Raw genomic sequence first — 23,950 nt, 5'->3', positions numbered from 1 at the left:
TATTTATGATTATGATACTAATTTCAGGGCTACAAACCCATTACAAATTGTTCTCCCCAATGCATTAACAGATTATGACCAGCGTTATTAAGATGAGCATTGTCATCTTTCCCTTGAAAATAGCGTGACCGGAAAACCAGGTCATTAGGATTGATACCACTAGTATATGCGGCATTTAAAACTTTGACGTCATTTTTACGGCACATTTCCTCTATGATGTTTATTGTCGCCGGAAATCCTTCATACGCTACATTCCAGGGAGTGACCCAACCAATTTTGGCACCGGAATACTTCCTTTTCAACCCTTTCAGCAGTTCATCCAAACGTTGGCGCAACACTTTTTGCCGGTCAATATCTCCGTTTACCAAATATGCATCATTATGACCGGCAATGATGAGTATATAGTCAGCGTTTTCCGGAATAATACTATATCGCTTATATAATGGTGCGCCATATATACTTTCACGCTCGAATGCGATACTGTTGCCGTTTTGTCCGAGATTCTGATACTTCATGCCATGCTTCGTTGCCAGTTTATAATGCCAAGTCTCTGAAACCGGACAACCATGGTTATACACATAACTATCTCCAATAACACACATCGTTTTTCCTTCAAGCGTTTTTTCCTTCATATAACTCACTGCAACCGGTGATCCATAAGGATTGATGTCAATAGTAAGATAATCCCCCCGATATGATACTTGAAGGTTTTTGCCGTCCTGAACAGCTTTCATGCATCGATTCTTTTCCATTCCGGCAATCTTCAAGGTAAGTGGCATACGGAATATTTTGCTGTCAAGACTCAAGGCGGGAGTAATTATAAGGGTATTATTACACCAACGGGTTGTCAGAGTGACGGCATTCCGTTCTTTCACATAAGCTTGTATGTTCGAGAAAGTATCAACCCATACCGAGTCTTTCTTGAAAGCAAGTTCACGGAAGAAATTCCATAGAACCCACGGTTCATCCCACTGGTCCCATGCTGTATAAATCCCGTGAGTCATGGTCACACCCCACCGCCTGTCATTAATAAGTTGACGTAACCAAGTATCTATTGATGCCGCAGTACAACCTGAATTCCGTTGTCCGAGTCCGAACTGTTCAAGGCGTGCCCCTACTTTTCCTTCCTCGCATACAGCTCTCACCTGAGGTGTCGTTGCATTGAAAGGGTAAAGAATGCTTGTGGGTTTTACTCCCGTCTCGGCCTTAATAATGGAATCATTCTTTCTAATTTCCACTAAAAGAGTACGCCTGTCTATAGCTGTCAAGTTTGGATGACTCCAAGAATGGTTACATATCTCGTGACCGTCAGCCACCATGCGCCTACATTCTTCCCAAGTGAGTCGAGGGGCAAAATGGTCATCAATATCCCCCATAAATTTGCCATTTATCCCGAACGTGCCCCGAAGTGCATACCGATTCAAATGGGGAGCTACTAAAGTATAATGCTCTTGGATACCATCGTCAAAAGTAAGGCTCACTGCGGCTTGACGATCACCCAAAAAATCAGCAACACTTACTGTTTGTGATTTGACAGAAAGAGACAAAAAAAGAAAAAAGATTGTCATGCAGAAAAACTGCTTATTTCTTGTTACCAAGTACTCCGTTCTACAATCTGGCATATCGCTGCACATTTTTTTGATTTTCATGATTAGATACGAATCAGTAGTTGAAAGTTCGGTTTCGATTTACATTCAACTACTGATTCACGTGAACTATTTATTTATCTCCACTTGATATTGAGGAATAATCTCCACGTTCTTAATTTCAAGCACTTGGTTATTTCCCTTAAAATCAGGAATAGCAGACTGGGGCAAATCTTGCAGACAGGTAGCATCCGAACGTAAAGGACGGAAGTAGAACGACATAGCTTCTTTGTTCATCATCTCTTTATGGCGGTTAAGACCAATCATCCATGGTTGGGCATGCCAGAATTCATCCTGTACCATTTTTCCACCGAGGAAGGCCATTGCCACATCACCCGTGTAATCTATCTTCATGAAGTATTCATTCACTTGCGGGGTATGAACGGTATCACTGAAAGCTACGGTAATACGACGAGTGGTTATCTTCTCTACACGACATTCGGGGCTGACAGGCTGAACCTGCACTGTTTGTGATTGCCATCCTTTTGCCGAAGGGTACAAGATATAATCAAAGGCGTTATTTCCAAGTTGTTGCAGGGTGATACCTTCTGCCGTCGGTAATACGGTAGCTGTCGTTATCAATAGTTGCCCATCCACCTTGATGGCATTGAGTGCCTGTTCATGATTCAGTGTCGTAATTTTTATTTTCTTACCGTTGCGGGGTGTGACAGTAATAGTACTTTTCAGACCGCTTGTGACGGCGTATTTAGCCTTACCTTTGACGGTGCGGGCATCAAAACAATACTCCGGTTTCATACCTTCCGGGGCGAAGAAAATATAATGGTCGATACCGTTATCATTGATTTTCATCAGAGGTTGTGCTGTAGCATAACGGAGTCTGGCACTTCCGAGCATCAAGTTGAATGGCAGAATCATGCTTTCATCTTTCGGCAATGTAAAAGTTCCCTGTTCAGGTATGCACAGTGTTTCATTCCGAAGATTCAATTGCAGTTGCAGACCGTCCATATCATGCCGCAATGTATCATGGTCCTGAAAGTTTATCATGAAAATGAATCCGCTGTCATCTTTCATCCGGGCAGCATAACGCAGATCATCACGATTTTCGGGTGTCATCTTTTCCCAACCTTCCGGTAATACGGTTTCCATGAGAGCAAGATTACTGCCGAAATCGGCAAGAAACGAATGGATGGTGCGCAGGTAACGATAAGACGGATGTTCCAGTCCGAATTCGCCAAGAGGAGCCTGGAAATCATAGGAGATTTTGGGCATCCCCATCGGTTCGTCCTGATAACTTCCTATATTATCCTGACGTAGTGGAGTGCTTCCTCCGTGATACATATAATATCCGATGCCGTTGCTTCCGCTACCGAGCGTACGAATCATCAACGCCTGTGCTGCACGTGCCGTAACGATAGGTCTGCGTCGATAAATCATCTGTATTCCTGCACCCATTTCCGCACAGAACGAGGGGAATCGTTCCGCATCATAACGCACCGGAGCATAATCAGGCACACGGTGTATATCTTTGAACATACAGAAAGGCGACATTCTCGGTTCTTCCCAAAAAGGATAGGTGTAGGCGGATGTCACAGGAATTGCTTCATTGTCAATAACAGCTGCGTTTCCCCAGCCGGTGGCTGTATAGAACGGAGTGATAATACCTTCTTCCTGTGCCATTCTTTTAAGGGTACGCATGTGTTCCTCCCCAAGTTCGGCCGTAGTGACTTTCTTATCCATTACACTTACGCCAATCATAGCATAGTCAATGTCATAACTTGCCACAGTAAAATCCAACGGTTCACCGGGATAATTCACTCCCCAAGGAGATGCAGAATGCTGCATCTCATTTTCCAACTGGCAACCGATGATCGGACCGCCATCCTTATAATACAATCCTTGCAGTTGCCGGCCTATCTCTCCATAAAGTCTTTTTACATAAGAGAGGTATAGAGGCTGATTGCTGCGTACATCCACCGGACGGGCGAAAAGCCAGTCGGGTATGGAGCCGTTACGTATTTCACCGTGACAGAAAGGGCCGATACGTACGATGACCGGCATGTCATGTTTCTTGCAAAGTTCTATAAAATGGCGTAAGTCTTTATTGCCGCTCCAGCAGAACTTGCCTTCCTCTTCCTCATGTAATCCCCAGAAAATATAGGTTGGCAATACATTCACCCCACCGGCTTTCATCTTTACAATCTCCTGTTCCCACTGTGCACGGGGATAACGGGTAAAGTGGAACTCTCCCATAACAGGTATCACAGGCTTTCCGTCGATAGACATATAATAGCTGTTTACGGAAATATTTCCACCCGACGGGTTACTGCCCCCCATCTTGAGGTGTCCCGTATATATAGTCTTCTCTTTCGCCGGAGCGGAAAGCTCATAAATCTGCTGTGCATGAAAAGTGGTTGCATATAGAGCAAACGCTAAAGCTGCATAAATTTTCTTCTTCATAATATGTGTTTTTAATGATGTAATTCTTATTTAATCAGAGTCAATACTTGATTCGCAATTGTTTCCATTCCTTTTACAGTAGGATGCCCGCTTTCTTTCTCGATTCCTTGCAGTTGTACGTATTTTATTCCGTAATGTTCGCAAACAACCTTGGTCGATTCCACAATCTCCGTTTTCAAGTCATCACTGATGATAAAGTAAAGCGTCACATTGGGATAATGCTCTTGAGCCAACTCTATCAATTTAGCCAATGCAGGACGATAGGTATACAGATCGGCACGCTTGAAATCTCCATATTTGTACTCACCGATAGGAGTGTTTGCCCAATTGTCATTGATTCCACCGAAGATGAGGATGATATCAGGATTCCCCAAACGGGGAACCCTTGTAATAAATGAACGGTCGGCATAGTCCTCGTCATTATATCCCGAATAGGATACAGTAGCCCCGCTATAGGAGTCGTTTGCTCCCAACTTGAAACCGGCTTTCTTGATGACCTGCCACCACCACGTCTGTTTCACATTCACTACCCCTGTCTTAGACCAATCGGTAGTTGTGTAATATGTTTTATTGGTGTCCGGAATATACTTTTCAAAGGTAGAATATGAATCGCCCAAGACCGCAACAGTCGGTTTGATACTTTGCGCTACCGCATTTACCGTAAACAGGCAGGCAAGGATATATAAGAATATATATTTCATGGTTTATCTACTTACTACTATTTACTATCTATCATAATCATTTTGCTTGATAGCCCCTTTGGACTCATCAATGAAACTCTGCGGAATCCAGAAACGGTTGTGTCCTTCGTGTACATTGAAGTAGCCGCGTCCTTCGGATTTATTAATGGCATCAATGCGGTTATTGGCATATTCCACATACTTTCCAAAGCGAATCAAATCTTGACGGCGAAGCCCTTCGAGATAGCACTCATGACCGCGTTCCAGAAGGATGGTTTCATTGAAGGCTTCACCGGAAGCTGTTTGAGCGTCATCCAGTTCCGACAATCCGGCACGCTTGCGTACACGGTTTACCAAACCAATGGCTTCCGTTGTAGGACTGCCCTCATTACGGTTGATACACTCGGCAAGTGTCAACAGCACATCAGCGTAGCGATAGATAACCACGTCAATGCCGCTTTGTCCGTCTTTCATATCCGGATCCATACCGTATTTCAAGGGTAGCGCACCCTTTGCCAACTGACTGCTATTTGAGCGGTCTATCTTTTCTCCATTTTTATTCGTATAAGCAGTAACTACGTTCTTCAGACGCAAGTCTCCTTCTTCAAATGTGCCATAAAAATCCCAAGGCATTACATAGCCACCCCAACCGGTAGCCTTTTCAGCCCAAGGATAATCGGCGGGAAGCACTTCGGCAGTCATGTAGTTGGAGTACCAACTGGCAGTATTATTGCAAGCCAGTTGCAGAATCACCTCATTGTTGCCTATTCCCTCTTTGGAGAAGATATAGTTATAATCAGGTTGCAGGCTGTACACACGTCCTTCCATCTCCAACAATTCACGGGCTAAAATTTCCGCTTTATCGAAGTAGCCTTTTATCATGTAATATTTCAACAGAATCATACGTGCCGCCCCTTTCGTCATACGTCCGCGTGCCTCCGCCACTTCGGGTAAATCACGAATTGCATCCCGCAAGTCCGCTTCCATCATTGCGTCATATTCTTCTTCCGTCAGACGGGGAAGATAGACAAAAGTCTGCGGGTCGTCCAACACCTCATCCGAAGCCACCGGCACAGGACCGAACATATCATAAAGGTAAAGCCCCATCCATCCGCGCAAAGCCTTCGCTTCACCCGAATAAAGCGCTTTTGCGTCTTCACTCACCGGAGAGTTTTCAATACGACGAATGGTATTACGTGCTTTCGAAAGAAAATTATAACGCTCGAAATTTGAGTAAGCATGATTCTGAATACTGCCTCCCACAGTAGCATACCACTGTTGGAAATAAAGTTCATCTGACTCCCACGCCCAGCAACACCAAAGCACATCAGTCGTCATATCACCTATTACTTGATATCCCATATAATCCGCTGAATAAACAGCTTTGAAATCACCGGGGTTAAAATCATAGTAGAGCGAATTTACCGCCAGTTTCAAGTCAGTCTCCGTCTTAAAGAAGTTTTCCGGAGAGATTTCGGTATAGTCCAAACGTTCCAGTTCACAGGAAGTCATCGATAACAGCATCAAGGCTGTTGCTATATATTTCATTGTTTTCATACCCAGTATATATTAGAATTTCACATCCAGACCAATAGCAAATGAAGACTGATTCGGATAAGCTCCGATACCGTTTCCGGTTTCAGGATCCATTCCCTTATATGGAGTAAATACGGCCAGATTGCGCCCTGCGGCATACAGTCTGACTGAACGAATCTTATTCTTGAACCATTGGGCAGGGAAAGTATAACCGATTGACACATTATCCAAACGCAGATACCAAGCCTTTTCGAGGAAAAAGTCACTCTTCTTGGGGTCAACGCCCGAAGAAGCCTCCGCCACACCCGGTAATGTACCCATAGGATTGGCAGGCGACCAGCGGTTCTTTACCTCATCCAAGACATTGACGCCATACGTAATGTCTTCAATTCCATAAATGGACTGCAACTTGATGTCGTTCACCTTCCATCCGTTCAGAGAACCGTACAGGTAAATGTTGGCATCCCAGTTTTTCCAGCGGAAAGTATTGTTGATACTGAAAGGAATCGGAGTACTATTTGCCAATACCACCATGTCGGCTTCATCAAGCACGCCATCCCCTCCCGTTGTCCGGATATAACGTCCTTCACTATCCCGCATCTTTTCGCCCTTCTCATCCAGTTGGTAACCGTTCAAATCCTGATACAGAATAGCTCCGGCACCAGATTTCTGGAGATGGTTGTAAATCCGATCCATCTGAATCAGGCCATTCGTCCTGTATCCGTAGATGTTGTCCCATCTTTCCACATAGTCCTGATAGACAGCAGGAATGAAGTCCGGATCACGTTTCGTTGTGTGATTGCGGTAATAGGAGAAATTGATGTCAGTAGTCCAGCCAAAGTTCTTATTGTCGAAATTTACACTGTGGATACCGATATCTATACCACGGGCACGGTAAACTGTCGCCGAATTGTAATCTATCGTCTTCACTTCCTGATAGGACATCAAATTTTTCTCCAGAATGACATCCTTACGCAGACGTTGGTAGAGGTCGACAGACCCGGACAAACGGTTGTTGAAGAAACCGAAATCAATACCGAAGTTATAGTCGGTCAGTGTCTCCCATTTCAATTTATCATTGCCCAGTTTGGAGATAGCCATACCGTTTACCAAGCTTCCGTTAGGTGCAAATGCGCCTTGTGAAACTTTATAATAGGTATTGATACCGGTGAGGTTGCCCGCATTACCGGTTTGCCCCACACCTGCGCGGAGTTTCAGGTTGCTCAACCAACCGATATTCTTCAGCCAGTTTTCTTCATTCATACGCCAGGCTGCCGATACTCCCGGGAAAGCGCCCCATTGATGCTCCTTTGAGAAGTTGGACGAACCGTCTACGCGGAGATTCACAGTCAAGATATATTTGGATGCCAGCGAATAATTCAAACGTGCAAGGAATGAAGCCATTTCACTAGCTCCCTTATATGAGCTGATAGTCGGTTTTTCCTGCTCACTTGTCCCGATATTGTTCATCAAAGAGCCGTCGTATGGGAATTGTGAAGCGACGATACCCATCCCTTCCCAAGACGACTTCTTATATTCAAAACCAGCCATCAGGTTCACGTCATGTATTTCATTGAACACTTTCGTGTAATTGGCAATCACATTGAACAGGTTCATTTGCGATTTCGCATTTTGCTTGGAAGCCTGACCGTCCACACTATATCCCTTTTTGGTCGTGGTGGGAATGTATTGGTCGGCCTGCACATCTTTCATATCGAAACCGACAGTAGCTTTTATCAGCAAATCTTTGATTGGTCGGAATTCCAGATAACCACTGACAAAAAGGTCGCGGCTCACTGTCTGGTCGGTAATATCCAATAACGAAACCGGATTCGGGTAGACATCACGAATCGGATTTACGGAATATTTACCCTCTTCATCACGCACCGGTACGGTAGGAATAAATGTCATAGCCGAGTATATCAACGCTGAATTATCATTTCGGGCATCACCCAACGGTACATCGTGATACTTTATCTGTGAGAAAGTGGAATTAATACCGGCTTTCAACATACGGTTGATAGTCTGGTCAACATTCAAACGTCCGGTAATACGGTTCATCGAATTATTTTTGGCAATTCCCTGGTGGTCATAATAACTCAATGAGAACAAGTATTTAGTGGCGTCCGTACCGGCAGAAACCGAAAGATTATGTTCATTAACGACGCCTACACGGGTTACTTCATCCATCCAGTCTGTTCCGTCGCCTACGAAATTAGCAATCTGCCCATCAGTATATTTCTTTTCATCCCCACGTCCCAGTTCATCAAACACTTTATTCTGTTCAATCATAAAATCACGCGCATTCAGGAAATCCGGCGCATCCTTAATATACTGGAAAGCAACCGAACCGGAATAAGAGATGTCGGGCTTACCTGTTTTTCCTCGTTTGGTAGTAATCAGAATCACACCGCCCGAAGCATCCGAACCGTAAATAGCCGCCGCGGAAGCATCTTTCAGAATATCAATTGTCTCGATATCATTAGGATTGAGATTAATCAGAGCATTGTCTTTCTCGCCACCACTATATGCTGTTCCTGCTGTCACTGTTTTTGTTGACAACTGCGGCACACCGTCAATTACAATCAACGGACTTTGTCCCGAAAGCCCACCACGAATAGAGATATTCATCGAACCGCCCGGATTGGCACTGTTTTGTGTGATATTCATTCCTGACGAACGTCCACGCAACATGGAACCTACTGAAGCTGATGCAGCCGTTGGCAATTCATCGGCTTTTACGGAAGCCACCGCACCGGAGATACTGCTCTTTTTAGTCGTACCATAGCCGACTACTACAATCTCATCCAATGTTTTAGTGTCTTCTTTCAGTATAAACTCCATCGGTGTAGCGGACGCTTTCTTCTCTTGAGAAATGTAACCGATATACGAAACGGTAATCGTTGCTCCCGAGGGTACGTCAGACAGGCTGAACTTACCGTCCAAATCGGTAATGGAGCCATTGGTAGTACCTTTCACGACTACACTCGCACCAATAATAGCTTCACCAGCCGGGTCTTTCACCAGTCCCTTCACTTGGATATTTTGTGCCATCAGTGAAGTAGCCAACAACAGGAAGGTAAAAAAGAATCCTGTCCTCGCACATATTGAATATATTGTTTTCATAGTTGTTCTCTTTTTATTCTGTTACTTTCTTGATTGTAGCCCAAAGAATAGCTGTATCGAAGGTGATTTGCACTGCACCGTCATAGTCGCTTGCATAGCTTGCCACACTGCCACCTGCGCTTGTAGTATCTTCCCACCAGCCGCATCCGGTCGCATCGCCCCAATAGCGGAGAACATATCCCCAGTCGGACACACGGGCTGCATAGTATTGGCGCGTACTTGAATAACTGCCGATTTGGTGCAAGGTAGAGGTATAACGATATCCATTGCGCGCCATCTCTGTAGCAGGCGTACCCCAATCGGCAAAATCACTGAAGCCACAGCCGGACACGGTGAGCGATCCTGTATAGGTTGTCGCTGAAGGTTCCAGTTTCCACATGCTATAAGTATGTGCCTGCAAATCAATCCAAACACCATAATAGCCTGACTCAGCCACCGTAACAGGTACCACATAACCATTATTATTCATCAGTTTTGAATTAACGTAAGGACTTACACCGAAAAGGTCACCGTCCATCGTTTTCTCAGCCGTAAAATAGATTTGGAAGTTCGCCTTGTCAGCATAAATTTTTCCTTCATATTGGTATTCTCCTTTGCGGGTCATCGGTGCATAGTAGCCGTCAAGGTAGTCGTCAGCTTTCTCCGAAGCATTAACCACCCACATTACAGGGTAATCTTCAAATGGTTCTTCCTTCTCTGCCAACATAACAACAACCGTAGTAATGACAACAGTTTCATTGCCTCCGGCATCCGTTATAGTCAAAGTGACAGGAAATTCTCCCGTAGTAAAATCAATAGTACGTTTCAATTCTCCATTACGCCCGGTTACTTTTACCGTCTCATCTATTTGCATACTGGGGATTTGAAGACGAATATCTTTCAACTCGCGATCATCGGTGAACTTCACATTCAGACTCCAACTTCCTTTATTTGCGGCTGCATCGAAATCTACTGCTATCCGCGACGGAAGTTGGGTTTGCATAATCGGACTCTCCATATCAGCGACATAAGTCAGCAGCACATTTTTCTTGCTTTCCCGACCGTCTACGTCACGGATAGTAATCAATAAATATTCTTCAAAACTAGCGTTTTTCGGTACAATGAGTTGATAATCATAATTAAAGACTTTAGGCTTCTGCCCGCCCTGTTCATATACTTTATGAATCCCCCATTGTTCACAACTTAATGTGACGCTTTCCAATCCTACATAATTAGATGCGGTTCCTGATACCAAAACGGTGTCACCGGGAAACGTCTCTATCTCATCACTCATTACATAAAGACCGGGAGCCACATCTTCCTTATCATCATCGCAACCGACAACAAAATACATAAGTGCCAGCAACAAACTGATTTTTCCGAATCTACTTAAAATATTCTTCATGGTATCTTCCTTTTAGTTGTTATATTTGAATGCATCCAATACTTCCAATCTATTTCCTTCATAACCAAACAAGGTGGTATTGCTCACATAATTCTTGGCACCCAGTTCCCATCCCATGCCTTCCACTTCGATAAAGATAGGATCCCAATAAAGAAAACCAAGTATGCGACCGTCTTTCGCTTGTTTTATTTCTTTGATTTGCTCAAGTATGAAGTTTTTCTGTCCAAGCGGGGAAAAATCCAAATACGGCCCGTTGTCCGACAGTTGCCCCTGAGTTCCGTCAGGCAAAGTCTTGTCCCAACTATATCCAGTTTCCATAATTAAAATATCCTTATCAAATTTAGTTGTGATATAATCCGCCCATTCACGCATTTGTGCTGCCGTATTTTTCGTCCAGAAAGGATAATAAGAAGTACCGATTATATCATATTTCGTATTTCTTTTTTTCAGTTCACCATAATACCAGTTATACAAGTCTTTATCTCCGGCACCTGCCGAGTGAATAATGACCTTTGAATCCGGTGATACAGCTTTCACCGCATCATAACCTGTATTGAATAGTTCGGAAAGCTGCGCAAAATTGTCACAACTTCCATCCGGATATAACATGCCGGCTTGTACTTCATTACCCAACGAGACAAATTCAGGAGTCGTCCCCTGTGCTTTCATCTTATTCATGAAATCAAAGGTAAAATCGTAGAGTGCTTTTTTCAGTCCATCAAAGTCGAGCGCTTCCCATTCGTGCGGTTTGTTCTGCTCTTCTCCATTTGTCCAGTAATCACTATAATGGAAAGTCAACTGTATCTGCATACCGGCTTGTTTAGCTCTTTTTGCCAGCCGCAAAACATCTTCCGGTCCTGAAATACCTGCGGGCAAACGGTTGGAAGGAGAATAGTCCGGATTTCCCGGGTCATTGTACAGACGGAGACGGACAATGTTGAAACCATTATTCTTCAATATTTCGATGCAGTCTTTTTCTTCACCGTTTTCATAGAATTTGCCACCCATCTGCTCCACGTAAGTCAGTTGTGAGATATCACCGCCTTTCAACAGATTATACTCCTTCTCGGTTTTCTTCAAACGCAGCCCGTCAAAGCGGCTCCAGTTTGCTTCAGCCGATTCGCTATGGATTTCAATATCACATTTACCGCCTTCCACTTTTATCCCGCGCACATAGGAGCGAATCCAGGTAGAAGGAGATGCTTGTAATGAAGTCATTTTCTTAGTATCGGTGCCGGCTGCCACATAACAAGAGGCTTGTCCTCCGGTACTCTTATAATAAAATTCAAGGTCATAAATACCATCTTCCAAACCGTTGACAGTTTGACAGGTGGATACCGTATATGACGAAGTTGCTCCATAATGTAAAGCATAGTTGCCTTCACATCCCCCTTGCACCACTTTTGCGGCAGAATAGTCCCCGCTTACTGTCCAGCCTTTAGGAGAAGCTGTTTCGGCAGCGTCTTCTTCAAAACTTCCGTTAGGTACTTTCACCACTGTAACAGCAGGGTCGGGGTTAGCGACTGCTGCCGGATCATCCGAACATGCAGCCGTACTGCACATAACGGAAAAGCCAATTGCAATAAAGCCTGTAATTTTCATGATTAAACTGTTTTTAATATTTCTCATGTCATTGTTATTTAAGGTTTATGTAAAAAGGAGCTTGTGACGATGCTTAAAATTAAACATCGCCACTAAGTTGTCCTACCCTATCAGGCTTCTAAAAGCCTGAATCCCCTGATGATTAATATCCAATCTTTCTACCTCACTTAATAACCGGACGGATTTCTCCTTCTGGTTCAGTCCCCAATATCCTAATGCCATCATATATTTGCAGTGAATTACGTTCCTTATCGTCAAGTCATCCTCCCAAATCAACAAGTCGGGTAGCGACACTGCAAAATAATCCATTTTAATCTTGTCAAACAAGTGTTTTTCTCCATAAGAAGTCAATTTATGAAAGCGGCCGTTAGCCTCATCCATACGCCCGAGCTTCAATAATGCCAGACCTTGATAGAATATCTTATCGGGTTTCGCATCGTTGTAGTACATGGCGGCAGCCGGCTCGGTAGGTCCGATGATTGCCTGTTCCCAACATTCCGTAGCCTTGTCATGTTGTCCCAATCCTTCGTAAGCACAACCCAGGAAGTAATAAAAATCATTCTCCTGTGCACCATACAATTTGCCTTCACCAAGATGATGCGGATATTCCAGACATTCTTCCAATAATGATATTGCTTCTTTATTCTCACCGGCAGTTAATGCTTTCTTTGCCAATTCCACACGAGCCAGTTGATATTGGGCAGGCACTTTTCCTTCGCCACCCTCCCAGGGATGGAAGTTATGTGCATCCAATACCGTTTTCGCCTTTTCGTACTCTCCTGTCTGATTCAACAAGGTGATTTCTTCCAGTATCAGGTCATCACGCTGCTTAATAAGTTCAGGATATTGTTGCAGGAAAGCTAGGCGCTCTTTGTGCGAACGACGGACACGCTTGTAAAGTTGATCGAGTTCCATCAAGATACGTGCATCGGTTGTGTCAAGGCGGAAAGCACGTTCCATACATTCGATGGCTTTCGCTTCCTCATTTTTCTTGTTGAAGAATGCCAAAGCCAGGTTACGCCATACGGTCGGAAAGCTACCGTCCAGTCTTGCGGAAGTTTCCCATGCTTCCATAGCCAGGTCGTACTGGCGCTTGTCGTAATACAGATTACCCAAATAGTAAGGAGCTCTTGCATCGTCCGGATTCTGTACCATGGCACATTGCAAAGCAAGAATTGCTTCCAAACGGTTGGGAAAACAGTAATCGGGGCAAGCTTTGACTGCATCGGCAAATGCCTGTTTCACTCCGGAAAGTCCCCCCTGGTGCAGACACCAGCCCAGATAATAGTAAGTCATTGGTGTAACAATACCTTCGGCAATGGCTATATTCCATAAGGAAGCAGCTTCCTGCCAACAACCTGCGGCACAATAGTCAAGAGCTATTTCATCATAGTTGTGAGGTTCTCCACGCATCATCTCTTTCATGACAGACAATTCGTCGACTACGTTCGTTATCAGATACTTCTCATAACGACAGCCAAAGTTGAATTTATCAATAGCCAATGAGTCTTCAATCAGTTGCAGGGCTTCTTCGGTTCTGCCCATCCGGCGGAGAATAGCAGTTTTCAGAGCGCGGGCTTTATGATTATGCCAGTTGCGGATAAGCGAACGGTCTATTTCATCTAAGGCATCTTCCAAACGACTTTGCATGGTAGAAATCTGCGCGCAGGCAAAGTATCCCGCATCCTGCCAGGCGGCATTCCAACAAGATTTATAGAAACGGTCGTAAGCCTCATTGTATCGTCTCTGGTATTTCAAGGCAAGACCGAGATTATAGATCGGTTCTCCGTCGTATGGATTCGGATTACGTTTCTGTAAGGTCTTTACGGCTGTAAGCAAGTATTGCTCCGCTTTATGGAAACGGCCTTTACGGATATACCATAGACCAAGCGCATTGTTATTACGCACATCAATCGGATCACGGCGCAATGCTTCTTCGTAGTATTCTACGGGATTGTATGTGGCGTGTCTGTACTGTTCCAAGTGTAAGCCGGTCAGATAAAGCTGTTCAGTAGTCTTTATTTCTTCCGGGAGCAGGGCTGCTTCAGCAGCGTCGGGAATAGGTTTCACTTCTTCCGGTTCTGCATGCCAATAAAGTAATTCCCTTCCGTTTGCCGTGATTTCAAGAATCAGTTTGTCGAGCTTCTCACCATTCACATTTACCGTTTCATCCAGCAATTCTTCCGGAGTGATAGTCACTTCCTTGCTATAATATATTTTCCCGTCTTCACCTTTCAAGACAACATTTACCGTTTGGCGCGAAGTAGCAAATATCTTGAAGCGAACGCTGTCCTCCCCTTCCGGTTCAATATTCATCAGCAAATCCCTGCTGGCATTCTTCACCACTCCCAATTCCCGGTAAGGCAGGAAATATTGAACGAAGCTCTTTTCTTCGTAAGGTTGGAGCCAGGTAAAGTCCGGTTGATTTTCGGTATAGACACCTGCCATCAGTTCAATGTACGGCCCGTCTTCGTCCGTCAGGTTGCGGTCCCATGCGCGGCCAAAGTCGCCGTTTCCCCACGTCCACTGTTTCTTGCCCGGAGAAATGTGGTGGTTCGCTACATGAAGCATGCCGGCACGAGTATCATTCTCATATCCACCCTCAAAGTTAAAGCGGGAGTTGACAGCCATATAGGAAGTAGGAACCTTGATATTCTTATAGTTCGAGATATCTACTCCGGCAGAATAATCCATCTTGTAGTAAGTACCCGTTGCGATGGGGAAACTGGATACGGCACGCTTTCCATGGTCGAAAACGGCATTGATATCGGGCGGGAATACGCTCTGATAGTAGTCGTTCACCGCTACGGCAGGGTTTGCCCACCACAGGAAGGTCTGCGGTACTTCAGTACGATTGTAAAGTACTCCCTTGATTTCAAGAAAAGCATGTCCCGGACGAAGCGTAAAACCTGCCATTCCTTTCTGATGAAACATACGTTCCATTTCATTCACCCATACCGTGACACTTCCGTCAGCATTTTCCTCAATAGTCGTATCTACAGGCATGTAGGTGCTGGGGCGGTGATGTTGAGGCCAGTTAAACTCAATGCCACCTGAAATCCACGGTCCGGCAAGCCCTACCAAAGCAGGCTTTATCACATGATTATAATAAATGAAATGACGTTCTCTAATTTTATCATAAGCCATCTGTACACGTCCGCCTAATTCGGGCAGAATCATGACCTTAATGTATTCATTTTCGATAAAAATAGCATTGTATTCCTTATCCACTTTCTCATTGGACATCGATTCAATCACAGGATAAGGATAAACTACCCCGCTGCTGCCTTGATACACACGCTTCTCCAAGAAGATCGGATTCTTCTCCGGTTTGCCTACTTCATAAGTAGGGATAACCACCTTTTCTTTCCATGCTTTTACCATCGTATTATTGATTATAAATTTGTTTTTTTATTCGTTGACAAAGAGATCAAGAGACAAAGAGGGGTCAGGGACAGGGAGATTTTACATTCTCCCTGCCTGATTGATGATGTTATCCAATACCTATTTACTTACTTGCTAATTTGCCAAACTGTTATTTTTTTATTTGATTAAATCCTTTTCCAATGCTTCCAGTGATTTGCCTTTCGTTTCGGGCAACGCACGGAAGAAGAACAAATAGCCGACAGCACAAATGACTGCATAAATCCAGAATGTACCACTGCTTCCCAAGAAATTATTCAGTAACGGGAAAGTGTATGTCAGCGTGAAACTACCTACCCACAAAGCAAATGTACAGGTTGCCATTGCAACGGCACGCACCCGGTTCGGGAAGATTTCGGCAAGCAGCACCCAAGTGATAGGCCCCAGGGACATTGCATAGCAAGCGATAGCCAGCACAACAAGTACCACCATAAAGAATCCGCTTACCTCGAAGAAATAGCAAGTGCCGAGAATGAGATAAATGCCAGCCAGCCCTCCGGCACCAAAAAGCATCAGAGCGCGACGTCCCAAGCGTTCGACTGTATAGATAGCCACAAAAGTAAAAACTACATTCGCCACACCTGTCACCACAATATTAAAGAGAACATCTCCCAACGAATACCCTGCAGACTGGAATATCTCCTGCGCATAATTGAAGATTACATTCGTACCGCACCATTGCTGGAATACAGCCACAATAATGCCTAAAACAAGTACCTTGCGGAACGGACGGCTAAACAATAACCGCAATCCTCCTTCCGACTTCGAAGAACCGGTTTCTTCCACCAAGCGAAGTTCCTGATCGGCATAATCATCACCACCTATTTTACTAAGCACATTCCATGCTTTCTCTTCTTTTCCTTTCATCGCCAGCCAGCGGGGACTTTCGGGGATGAAACATGCCAACAACAAGAATATCGCAGCAGGGAAGGCAGCCGCCCAAAACATCCATCGCCATCCCATCTGCCCGTTCCATGAAGCACAAATATCCACAGGAGAAAAGTCTGCAGGAATAGGTTCTGCAATCAGCCAGTTAGTGATTTGAGCGCCCAGGATACCGAGTACAATCGTCAATTGATTCAGCGAAACGAGTTTTCCCCTAATTGACGTAGGAGCTACTTCGGCAATATACATGGGAGAAAGTCCCGAAGCAATTCCGATTCCGATGCCACCTAAAAAACGGGCTGCCAAAAACCAACTAAATGCGGAAAACGCTCCGGTAGCATAAGCTGAAGACAAGAATATGAAAGCAGAAATTATCAGGAGAGGCTTACGTCCATAACGGTCTGCCATCATGCCTGCCACCATAGCGCCAATCAAACAACCGAGCAAAGCCACGCTCATGGCAAGTCCCTGCATGGCGGGTACATCGGCAATATCGAAATAGAGTTCATAGAAAGGCTTCGCTCCCCCTATCACCACCCAGTCGTAGCCAAAGAGAAGTCCGCCCATCGCAGAGACTAAACATATAAAATAGACAAACTTTTTATTATAACTTTTCATACCATTAGAAGATTGATTAATTGATACTGCAAAGATAGAGCATGTCAAGAGCATAAAAAATAGAATTTCATTCGATAAAGATGGACAATCTTATTTTTTGCAGTTTATTTGATAGATAAGATACATTGTTATATATTTGCGCAGAACAGTCGAATCATATACTATGAGATTATGGTAAAGTTGAAAGATGGATTTACCGGAGAAAGAGCTTTAGTGCTTCCCCGCATTATCGTTGACAAAATGGAAGAAGACCCTCTTACCTCCATGCTACACATTACTGACATCGGATATTATCCGAAAGCCAAGCATCACTTCCGGGAACGGAAAGAGCCTATCAACCAGTATGTATTCATCTATTGCATAGACGGGGCCGGATGGTATCGCATCGGCAATCAGGAATATACCGTATCCGCCAACCAGTATTTTATCCTCCCTGCGGGAGTTCCCCATGCCTATGCTTCCGACAAATCGTATCCATGGACTATTTACTGGATACACTTTAAAGGTATTCTCGCTCCCTTTTACGCTCAAGAGGCAAGCCGCCCAATGGATATCCAACCTGAATCGCATTCACGCATCAGTACACGAATCAATTTATTTGAAGAGATATTCAATACTTTGAAGAATGGTTATAGTAATGAGAACCTGCGTTATGCATTCTCTATGTTTCATTTTTATTTGGGAACATTGCGATATATACAACAATTTCGCAATGCAACTGCAAATAATGATGCAGCAGAAGATGAAAATGTAAGCGAACTGGCTATTCATTATATGAAAGAGAATATGGAAAAGCATCTTAGCCTACAAGATATAGCCGATCAGATCGGATATTCTCCTTCCCACTTCTCCCTGTTGTTCAAAAAGAAAACAGGCCATAGTCCTTTGACCTATTTCAACTTATTAAAGATACAGCAATCCTGCCAGCTACTCGACACTACTGATATGAAAATTAATCAGATATGCTATAAAATAGGTATAGAAGATACCTATTATTTCTCCCGGTTATTCAGCAAAATCATGGGGATGTCTCCACGTGAGTATCGTAAATCGAAAAAAGGATAACAAAGATTGAAAAAATAGCACACAACTATATAAATAAAAAGAGACTATGTTTTCTACAACATTGTCTCTTTTATTATTTTTCTAAATTTTAAATTAACCTCCTTATCTTTGTTCCATAAAGAAATAGACAAAGCAAAATTCTTATTTCAAAACGCCATAAATCACCAATAATCAATTTATATGAAATCCCAGTTCCGGACGTTCCTTTAAATATGTTATTAAATCCCGCCCCACCGAAAGCTTAATCGGACGGGAAATCAAATCAATTGACATGTGGCTTACATCGGCATCATCCGTCACTTTAAAATACAATTCCGTATTTCCCGGATGTTCCTTAGTCAGAGTGGCAAGTTCAGTAACCAAAGCCGAGTTCAAGACCGACAGAGGAATGATAATCGTGATCTTCTGCACCAGTTCTTCTTTCACATCGGGAAGAAGCTCCATAGAGGTGATTTTCACTTCCAATTCATCCTGCCGCCATTGTTTGGCTTGACAGCGAGCCTTGATATACAAGAACGTTCCTTCATTGAGATATCCCTGATAAGTCACCCAGTCGTTTCCCCAGAATGGAATCTCGGTAGAACCGGAATAGTCCTCAATCTTGGCAATACCATACGGATTTCCGTTCTTGCTAACTCCACGACGAACACTGGTCACAATTCCTCCCATCGTTATTTCACGACCAACAAGTGCAGCTTTATCTTCCAAATCCGCCATCCGTGTATTGCAGACATGTTCCAATACGATAGAAAATTCATCCAACGGATGAGCAGAAAGATAGATACCGACCAAATCACGCTCACGATTCAGACGATCAAGATCACTCCAACGTTCTACACCTTGAGGAATTTCAGGAGTTGCAACATCAATAACGTTTTCACCACCGAACAAAGAATTGACAGCAGCTGCCTTATCTGCCTGATAGCGGTTACCATAACGCATCAATGTCTCCAGGAACACTTCCCCTTTAGAGTTTACAGCAAAATATTGTTCCCGTTTCAGTTCCGGGAAACTATCAAATCCTCCGGCCAATGCCAGACATTCCATATTCTTCTTGTTGCAGGCATTCAGGTTGACACGTTGCACAAAGTCGAATATACCGAGGAAAGGACCATTTTTACGCCGTTCCTCCATTATGCTTTGTACAGCAGCTTCACCTACACCTTTGACAGCACCAAGTCCGAAACGAATATCACCGTCATGGTTTACGGTAAACTTCAGGTTACTTTCATTCACATCCGGTCCCAGCGTCTGAATACCCATTGCTTTACATTCGTCCATCAGTTTCGTGATATCGGTAATGTTCGACAAACTTCGGCTCATGACAGCTGCCATATATTCAGGAGGGTAATTGGCTTTCAGATAGGCTGTTTGGTAAGCTACCCACGAATAACAAGTAGCATGTGATTTATTGAAAGCGTATGACGCAAACTTTTCCCAGTCGGTCCAAATCTTTTCAAGCACTCTCGGGTCGTGTCCGTTCTTACGCCCACCTTCAATAAATTTAGGTTTCATGTGATCCAACTTGTCACGCAACTTCTTACCCATGGCCTTACGGAGTGCATCAGACTCACCACGAGTAAAGTCTGCCAATAAACGTGACAGAAGCATCACCTGTTCCTGATAGACCGTAATCCCATACGTATCCTTCAAGTACTTTTCCATTACAGGAATATCATACTCAATCGGCTTGCGTCCATGTTTACGATCAATAAAATCAGGGATATAATCCATCGGTCCCGGACGATAAAGGGCATTCATGGCAATCAAATCTTCGAATGTAGAAGGCTGCAATTCGCGCAGGTACTTCTGCATACCGGCAGATTCAAACTGGAATGTACCAATCGTACGTCCGTCACTATATAATTTATAAGTAGCCGGATCAGAAATATCTATCGCATCGACATCCACTTCAACATTACGACTTAAACGGATATTTTCAACAGCTTCTTTGATAATAGACAAAGTTTTCAGACCGAGGAAGTCCATCTTAATCAACCCAGTATCTTCAATCACCGAGCCTTCATACTGGGTAACAAGCATCTTTTCGCCCGTTTCCTTATCATCAGCAGTGCTGACAGGTACCCAGTCAGTAATATCATCACGGCAGATAATCGTACCGCAAGCATGTACACCTGTACCACGCACGTTGCCTTCAAGCATTTTGGCATACTTGATCGTATCCCGCAACAGTGGATCAGATGACGCTTCCGCTGCTTGCAATTCGGGAACATAAGCAATAGCATTCGGCAAATTAAGTTTCTTGTCAGGAATCTTGTCAGGAACCAGTTTACACAAACGATCGGATTCTGACAAAGGTAGCTTTTGTACACGCGCGACATCCTTGATAGCCATCTTTGTCGCCATAGTACCATACGTAATAATATGAGCAACTTTTTCCTGACCATATTTATTTGTCACCCAACGAAGTACCTCACCACGACCGTCATCATCAAAGTCCACATCAATATCGGGCAAGGAAATACGGTCTGGATTCAAGAAACGTTCAAACAGCAAATCATATTGGATAGGGTCTATCTTCGTAATACCCAAACAATAAGCCACTGCTGAACCTGCTGCCGAACCACGTCCCGGGCCTACCGACACACCCAGCTCCTTACGTGCCGCATTGATAAAATCCTGTACAATCAAGAAGTATCCGGGGAAACCCATCGTTTTCATGATGTACAATTCGAAGTTCATTCGTTCTTTGACTTCTTCCGTTAGAGGTTCACCATAAATTTTTTTAGCTCCGTCAAAAGCCAGTTTTGCCAGATAATCTCCTTCAAGTTTAATACGATAAAGTTTATCATAACCACCCAAGCGTTTAATTTTTGCTTTCGCATCCTCTTCACTTAATACCACATTACCATGTTCATCTTGAGTAAACTCGTCGAACAAGTCTTTTTCTGTAAACTTCTCCCGATACCCCTCCTCTGTTCCGAAATCTTCGGGAATGGCGAAAGTCGGCATAATAGGCGCATGGTCGATGGAGTAGTATTCTACCTTATCAAGAATCTCCAGTGTATTGCTCAATGCTTCGGGCACGTCGGCAAAGAGTTCGTTCATCTCTTCGCGTGTCTTCATCCATTCTTGTTTGGTGTAAAGCATACGGGTAGGATCATCCAAATCCTTACCGGTACTCAAACAGATCAAACGGTCGTGCGCTTCCGCATTCTCTTCATCTACAAAGTGAACATCATTCGTACAAATCAGTTTGACATTGAATTTCTTAGCATATTCTATCAAATGTTTGTTCACATTCACCTGTAACGGGTAGCATTCGTGATTGGCACGGGGAACAGTCGCTTTATGGCGTTGCAACTCCAGATAGTAGTCATCGCCAAACAAGTTCTTATACCATTGTATTGCTTCCTCCGCTTCGGCAAATTGCCCGGCAGTAATCCGTTTCGGCACCTCACCACCGAGACAGGCTGAACAAATAATAAGTCCTTCGTGATATTTTTCCAGTTCGCTACGGTCAGTACGCGGACGCATATAATAACCGCGCGTCCACGCGTGCGATACTAATTTAATAAGGTTGTGATAACCTGTTTCATTCTTAGCCAATACGATCAGGTGATAACCACTCTGGTCGGGCTTGCCTTCTTTCAGGTCCATAGTACGGCGTGCCACATACATTTCACAACCGATGATCGGTTTGAATAGTTTGTTTTCCGCTTCCACGATCTTAGCTTTGCAAGCAGCAATCTCCGCCTCTTTATCCTCGCACTCTATCGTGCCGGCCTCAATTCCTGCAATTCGCTTCTTCAGGTCCTTGACTTCACCTTTCGGACCGCTGTTCTTCTTATTGACGTAGTTCGTAAATTCCTTGATACCGAACATATTTCCATGATCGGTCACGGCAATACCCTTCATCCCATTCTTCATGGCTTTATCGACCAGACGAGCTACGCTAGCCTGACCATCCAACAAAGAATATTGCGTATGGACATGTAAATGAACGAAATCCTGCATAATGATAAGTAGTTAATTTGAAGGCATAAAATTACGACCTCCTGGGTTATAAACAAAAATAATCCTCAAAAAGTTATCAACATTCGCATTTCTATGCTCATTTACTTGCTGAATTTTTAAATTAAGTATATTTTTGCAGACAATATCATTAAACAGCATTCATGGGCCGACTAAAGAAATTGAAGAAAATACGTATTCACCGCGAAGGAACACATATATTATGGGCTAGCTTCTTGCTATTGCTATTAATTAATGCGGCTCTTTATTGGGGGATCGATTGCAAAATACCATTTTATGTGGTAGCGGTAGCGAGTATAGCAGTCTATCTGCTGATGGTGAATTTCTTTCGATGTCCGATCCGTCTCTTCGGACAAGACACCGAAAAGATTGTCGTAGCACCCGCCGATGGAAAAATCGTCGTTATCGAAGAAGTCGATGAAAACGAATATTTCCATGACCGCCGGTTAATGATATCCATCTTCATGAGCATTGTGAATGTACATGCCAACTGGTATCCGGTAGATGGTACTATTAAAAAGGTAGCGCATCATAATGGCAATTTTATGAAAGCATGGCTGCCGAAAGCCAGCACAGAAAACGAACGTTCTACGGTAGTGATCGAAACTCCGGAAGGAGTGGAAATACTCACCCGGCAAATCGCCGGAGCAGTGGCACGCCGTATTGTCACCTACGCTGAAGTAGGAGAAGAATGTTATATTGACGAACACATGGGATTTATCAAATTCGGTTCCCGCGTGGATGTGTATTTACCCATTGGCACGGAGATTTGTGTCAAAATGGGACAATTAACGACCGGTAACCAAACGGTTATCGCCAAACTTAAATAATTCTGTCACAATGACAAACGTTATTAAAAATAGTATTCCGAATACCGTAACCTGCCTGAACCTTTTCTCCGGTTGTATTGCTTGCGTCATGGCTTTTGAAGCAAAATATGAACTGGCCCTACTTTTCATCGCTTTAAGTTCTATTTTTGATTTCTTTGACGGATTGTTGGCTCGTGCACTCAATGCACATTCCATTATCGGAAAAGACCTGGATTCATTGGCAGATGATGTCAGCTTCGGAGTTGCTCCCTCACTGATCGTATTCTCCTTGTTCAAAGAAATGTACTATCCGGCAAATATGGAGTTCATCGCTCCTTATCTACCCTATTTGGCATTCTTGATTTCTGTTTTTTCTGCCTTGCGCCTGGCTAAATTCAACAATGACACACGGCAGACCAGCTCTTTTGTCGGACTCCCAGTACCAGCCAATGCTCTGTTTTGGGGTTCATTAGTGGCAGGGGCACATGACTTCCTGATATCAGACAACTGCCATCCTGTCTACCTTCTTATACTTGTCTGTCTGTTTTCCGGACTACTGGTATCAGAAATACCGATGTTTTCTTTGAAATTTAAAAACCTGTCATGGAATGACAACAAAATCAGTTTTATATTCCTGATTATCTGCATTCCTCTTCTTCTATTTCTTGGAATTAGCAGTTTTGCCGCCATTATTGTATGGTATATTTTACTTTCACTTTTTACAAGAAAAAGTAAATAAACAATCTCTTGGCACGTTTGTTG

General features: G+C 43.8%; 13 protein-coding genes. 3 read left to right on the top strand and 10 right to left on the bottom strand.

Annotated elements, in window-relative coordinates; genetic code table 11:
• Nucleotides 1-29: 29 nt before the first annotated feature.
• The 9 genes from AB5217_RS12460 to AB5217_RS12420 all read right to left on the bottom strand — a co-directional run bounded on the left by AB5217_RS12460 (nt 30) and on the right by AB5217_RS12420 (nt 17,318).
• Nucleotides 30-1,568 carry a polysaccharide deacetylase family protein gene (locus AB5217_RS12460; protein WP_032845806.1) on the bottom strand — a complete coding sequence of 513 codons (1,539 nt, stop codon included), beginning with the start codon at nt 1,566-1,568 and terminating at the stop codon, nt 30-32.
• A 147-nt stretch (nt 1,569-1,715) separates the two neighbouring features.
• Entirely contained in the window at nt 1,716-4,064 is a 2,349-nt protein-coding gene (locus AB5217_RS12455) for a beta-galactosidase (RefSeq protein WP_032845804.1), read from the bottom strand.
• A 26-nt stretch (nt 4,065-4,090) separates the two neighbouring features.
• Nucleotides 4,091-4,765, bottom strand: a complete 675-nt coding sequence (locus AB5217_RS12450) for an SGNH/GDSL hydrolase family protein (protein ID WP_050486495.1) — start codon at nt 4,763-4,765, stop codon at nt 4,091-4,093.
• Nucleotides 4,766-4,789: 24 nt separating this feature from the next.
• Entirely contained in the window at nt 4,790-6,301 is a 1,512-nt protein-coding gene (locus AB5217_RS12445; protein ID WP_368112620.1) for a RagB/SusD family nutrient uptake outer membrane protein, read from the bottom strand.
• Nucleotides 6,302-6,313: 12 nt separating this feature from the next.
• Nucleotides 6,314-9,406, bottom strand: a complete 3,093-nt coding sequence (locus AB5217_RS12440; protein ID WP_032845800.1) for a SusC/RagA family TonB-linked outer membrane protein — start codon at nt 9,404-9,406, stop codon at nt 6,314-6,316.
• Between the two features lie 13 nt (nt 9,407-9,419).
• Nucleotides 9,420-10,790, bottom strand: a complete 1,371-nt coding sequence (locus AB5217_RS12435; protein ID WP_032845798.1) for a hypothetical protein — start codon at nt 10,788-10,790, stop codon at nt 9,420-9,422.
• A gap of 12 nt (nt 10,791-10,802) precedes the next feature.
• Entirely contained in the window at nt 10,803-12,419 is a 1,617-nt protein-coding gene (locus tag AB5217_RS12430; RefSeq protein ID WP_117512086.1) for an arabinogalactan endo-beta-1,4-galactanase, read from the bottom strand.
• Between the two features lie 75 nt (nt 12,420-12,494).
• On the bottom strand, nt 12,495-15,776 hold the full coding sequence (locus tag AB5217_RS12425) for a DUF5107 domain-containing protein (protein WP_032845794.1): 3,282 nt from the start codon (nt 15,774-15,776) through the stop codon (nt 12,495-12,497).
• A 159-nt stretch (nt 15,777-15,935) separates the two neighbouring features.
• Nucleotides 15,936-17,318: a sugar porter family MFS transporter gene (locus AB5217_RS12420; protein ID WP_032845792.1), complete on the bottom strand. Its 1,383-nt coding sequence runs from the start codon at nt 17,316-17,318 to the stop codon at nt 15,936-15,938.
• 171 nt (nt 17,319-17,489) lie between these two features.
• Between AB5217_RS12420 and AB5217_RS12415 the strand changes: the two genes are divergently transcribed.
• Entirely contained in the window at nt 17,490-18,383 is an 894-nt protein-coding gene (locus AB5217_RS12415) for an AraC family transcriptional regulator (protein WP_004306566.1), read from the top strand.
• Between the two features lie 171 nt (nt 18,384-18,554).
• On the opposite strand, the gene dnaE is transcribed toward AB5217_RS12415, so the two are convergent.
• Nucleotides 18,555-22,361, bottom strand: coding sequence for a DNA polymerase III subunit alpha (gene dnaE, locus AB5217_RS12410; RefSeq protein WP_032845237.1), 3,807 nt, complete (start codon nt 22,359-22,361; stop codon nt 18,555-18,557).
• Nucleotides 22,362-22,522: 161 nt separating this feature from the next.
• On the opposite strand from dnaE, the gene AB5217_RS12405 reads away from it, so the two are divergent.
• Both AB5217_RS12405 and pssA read left to right on the top strand, forming a co-directional pair.
• Nucleotides 22,523-23,209, top strand: coding sequence for a phosphatidylserine decarboxylase family protein (locus tag AB5217_RS12405; protein ID WP_032845236.1), 687 nt, complete (start codon nt 22,523-22,525; stop codon nt 23,207-23,209).
• Between the two features lie 10 nt (nt 23,210-23,219).
• Nucleotides 23,220-23,927: a CDP-diacylglycerol--serine O-phosphatidyltransferase gene (pssA, locus tag AB5217_RS12400; RefSeq protein WP_004316300.1), complete on the top strand. Its 708-nt coding sequence runs from the start codon at nt 23,220-23,222 to the stop codon at nt 23,925-23,927.
• The last annotated feature ends 23 nt before the right edge of the window (nt 23,928-23,950 follow it).

Source organism: Bacteroides sp. MSSM.1001136sp1_RTP21357st2_D2_RTP21359_211015, assembly GCF_040913205.1.
GTDB classification, from domain to species: Bacteria; Bacteroidota; Bacteroidia; order Bacteroidales; family Bacteroidaceae; genus Bacteroides; species Bacteroides ovatus.
Note: the sequence above shows the minus strand (reverse complement) of the source record. Positions and strands in the feature narration are given on the sequence as shown.

Coding starts and splice junctions, on each gene's coding strand:
- AB5217_RS12425 (WP_032845794.1), bottom strand. CDS start 15,776: ATGGTAAAAGCATGGAAAGAAAAGGTGGTTATCCCTACTTATGAAGTA.
- AB5217_RS12460 (WP_032845806.1), bottom strand. CDS start 1,568: ATGACAATCTTTTTTCTTTTTTTGTCTCTTTCTGTCAAATCACAAACA.
- AB5217_RS12420 (WP_032845792.1), bottom strand. CDS start 17,318: ATGAAAAGTTATAATAAAAAGTTTGTCTATTTTATATGTTTAGTCTCT.
- AB5217_RS12405 (WP_032845236.1), top strand. CDS start 22,523: ATGGGCCGACTAAAGAAATTGAAGAAAATACGTATTCACCGCGAAGGA.
- AB5217_RS12435 (WP_032845798.1), bottom strand. CDS start 10,790: ATGAAGAATATTTTAAGTAGATTCGGAAAAATCAGTTTGTTGCTGGCA.
- AB5217_RS12455 (WP_032845804.1), bottom strand. CDS start 4,064: ATGAAGAAGAAAATTTATGCAGCTTTAGCGTTTGCTCTATATGCAACC.
- AB5217_RS12440 (WP_032845800.1), bottom strand. CDS start 9,406: ATGAAAACAATATATTCAATATGTGCGAGGACAGGATTCTTTTTTACC.
- AB5217_RS12415 (WP_004306566.1), top strand. CDS start 17,490: ATGGTAAAGTTGAAAGATGGATTTACCGGAGAAAGAGCTTTAGTGCTT.
- dnaE (WP_032845237.1), bottom strand. CDS start 22,361: ATGCAGGATTTCGTTCATTTACATGTCCATACGCAATATTCTTTGTTG.
- AB5217_RS12445 (WP_368112620.1), bottom strand. CDS start 6,301: ATGAAAACAATGAAATATATAGCAACAGCCTTGATGCTGTTATCGATG.
- pssA (WP_004316300.1), top strand. CDS start 23,220: ATGACAAACGTTATTAAAAATAGTATTCCGAATACCGTAACCTGCCTG.
- AB5217_RS12430 (WP_117512086.1), bottom strand. CDS start 12,419: ATGAGAAATATTAAAAACAGTTTAATCATGAAAATTACAGGCTTTATT.
- AB5217_RS12450 (WP_050486495.1), bottom strand. CDS start 4,765: ATGAAATATATATTCTTATATATCCTTGCCTGCCTGTTTACGGTAAAT.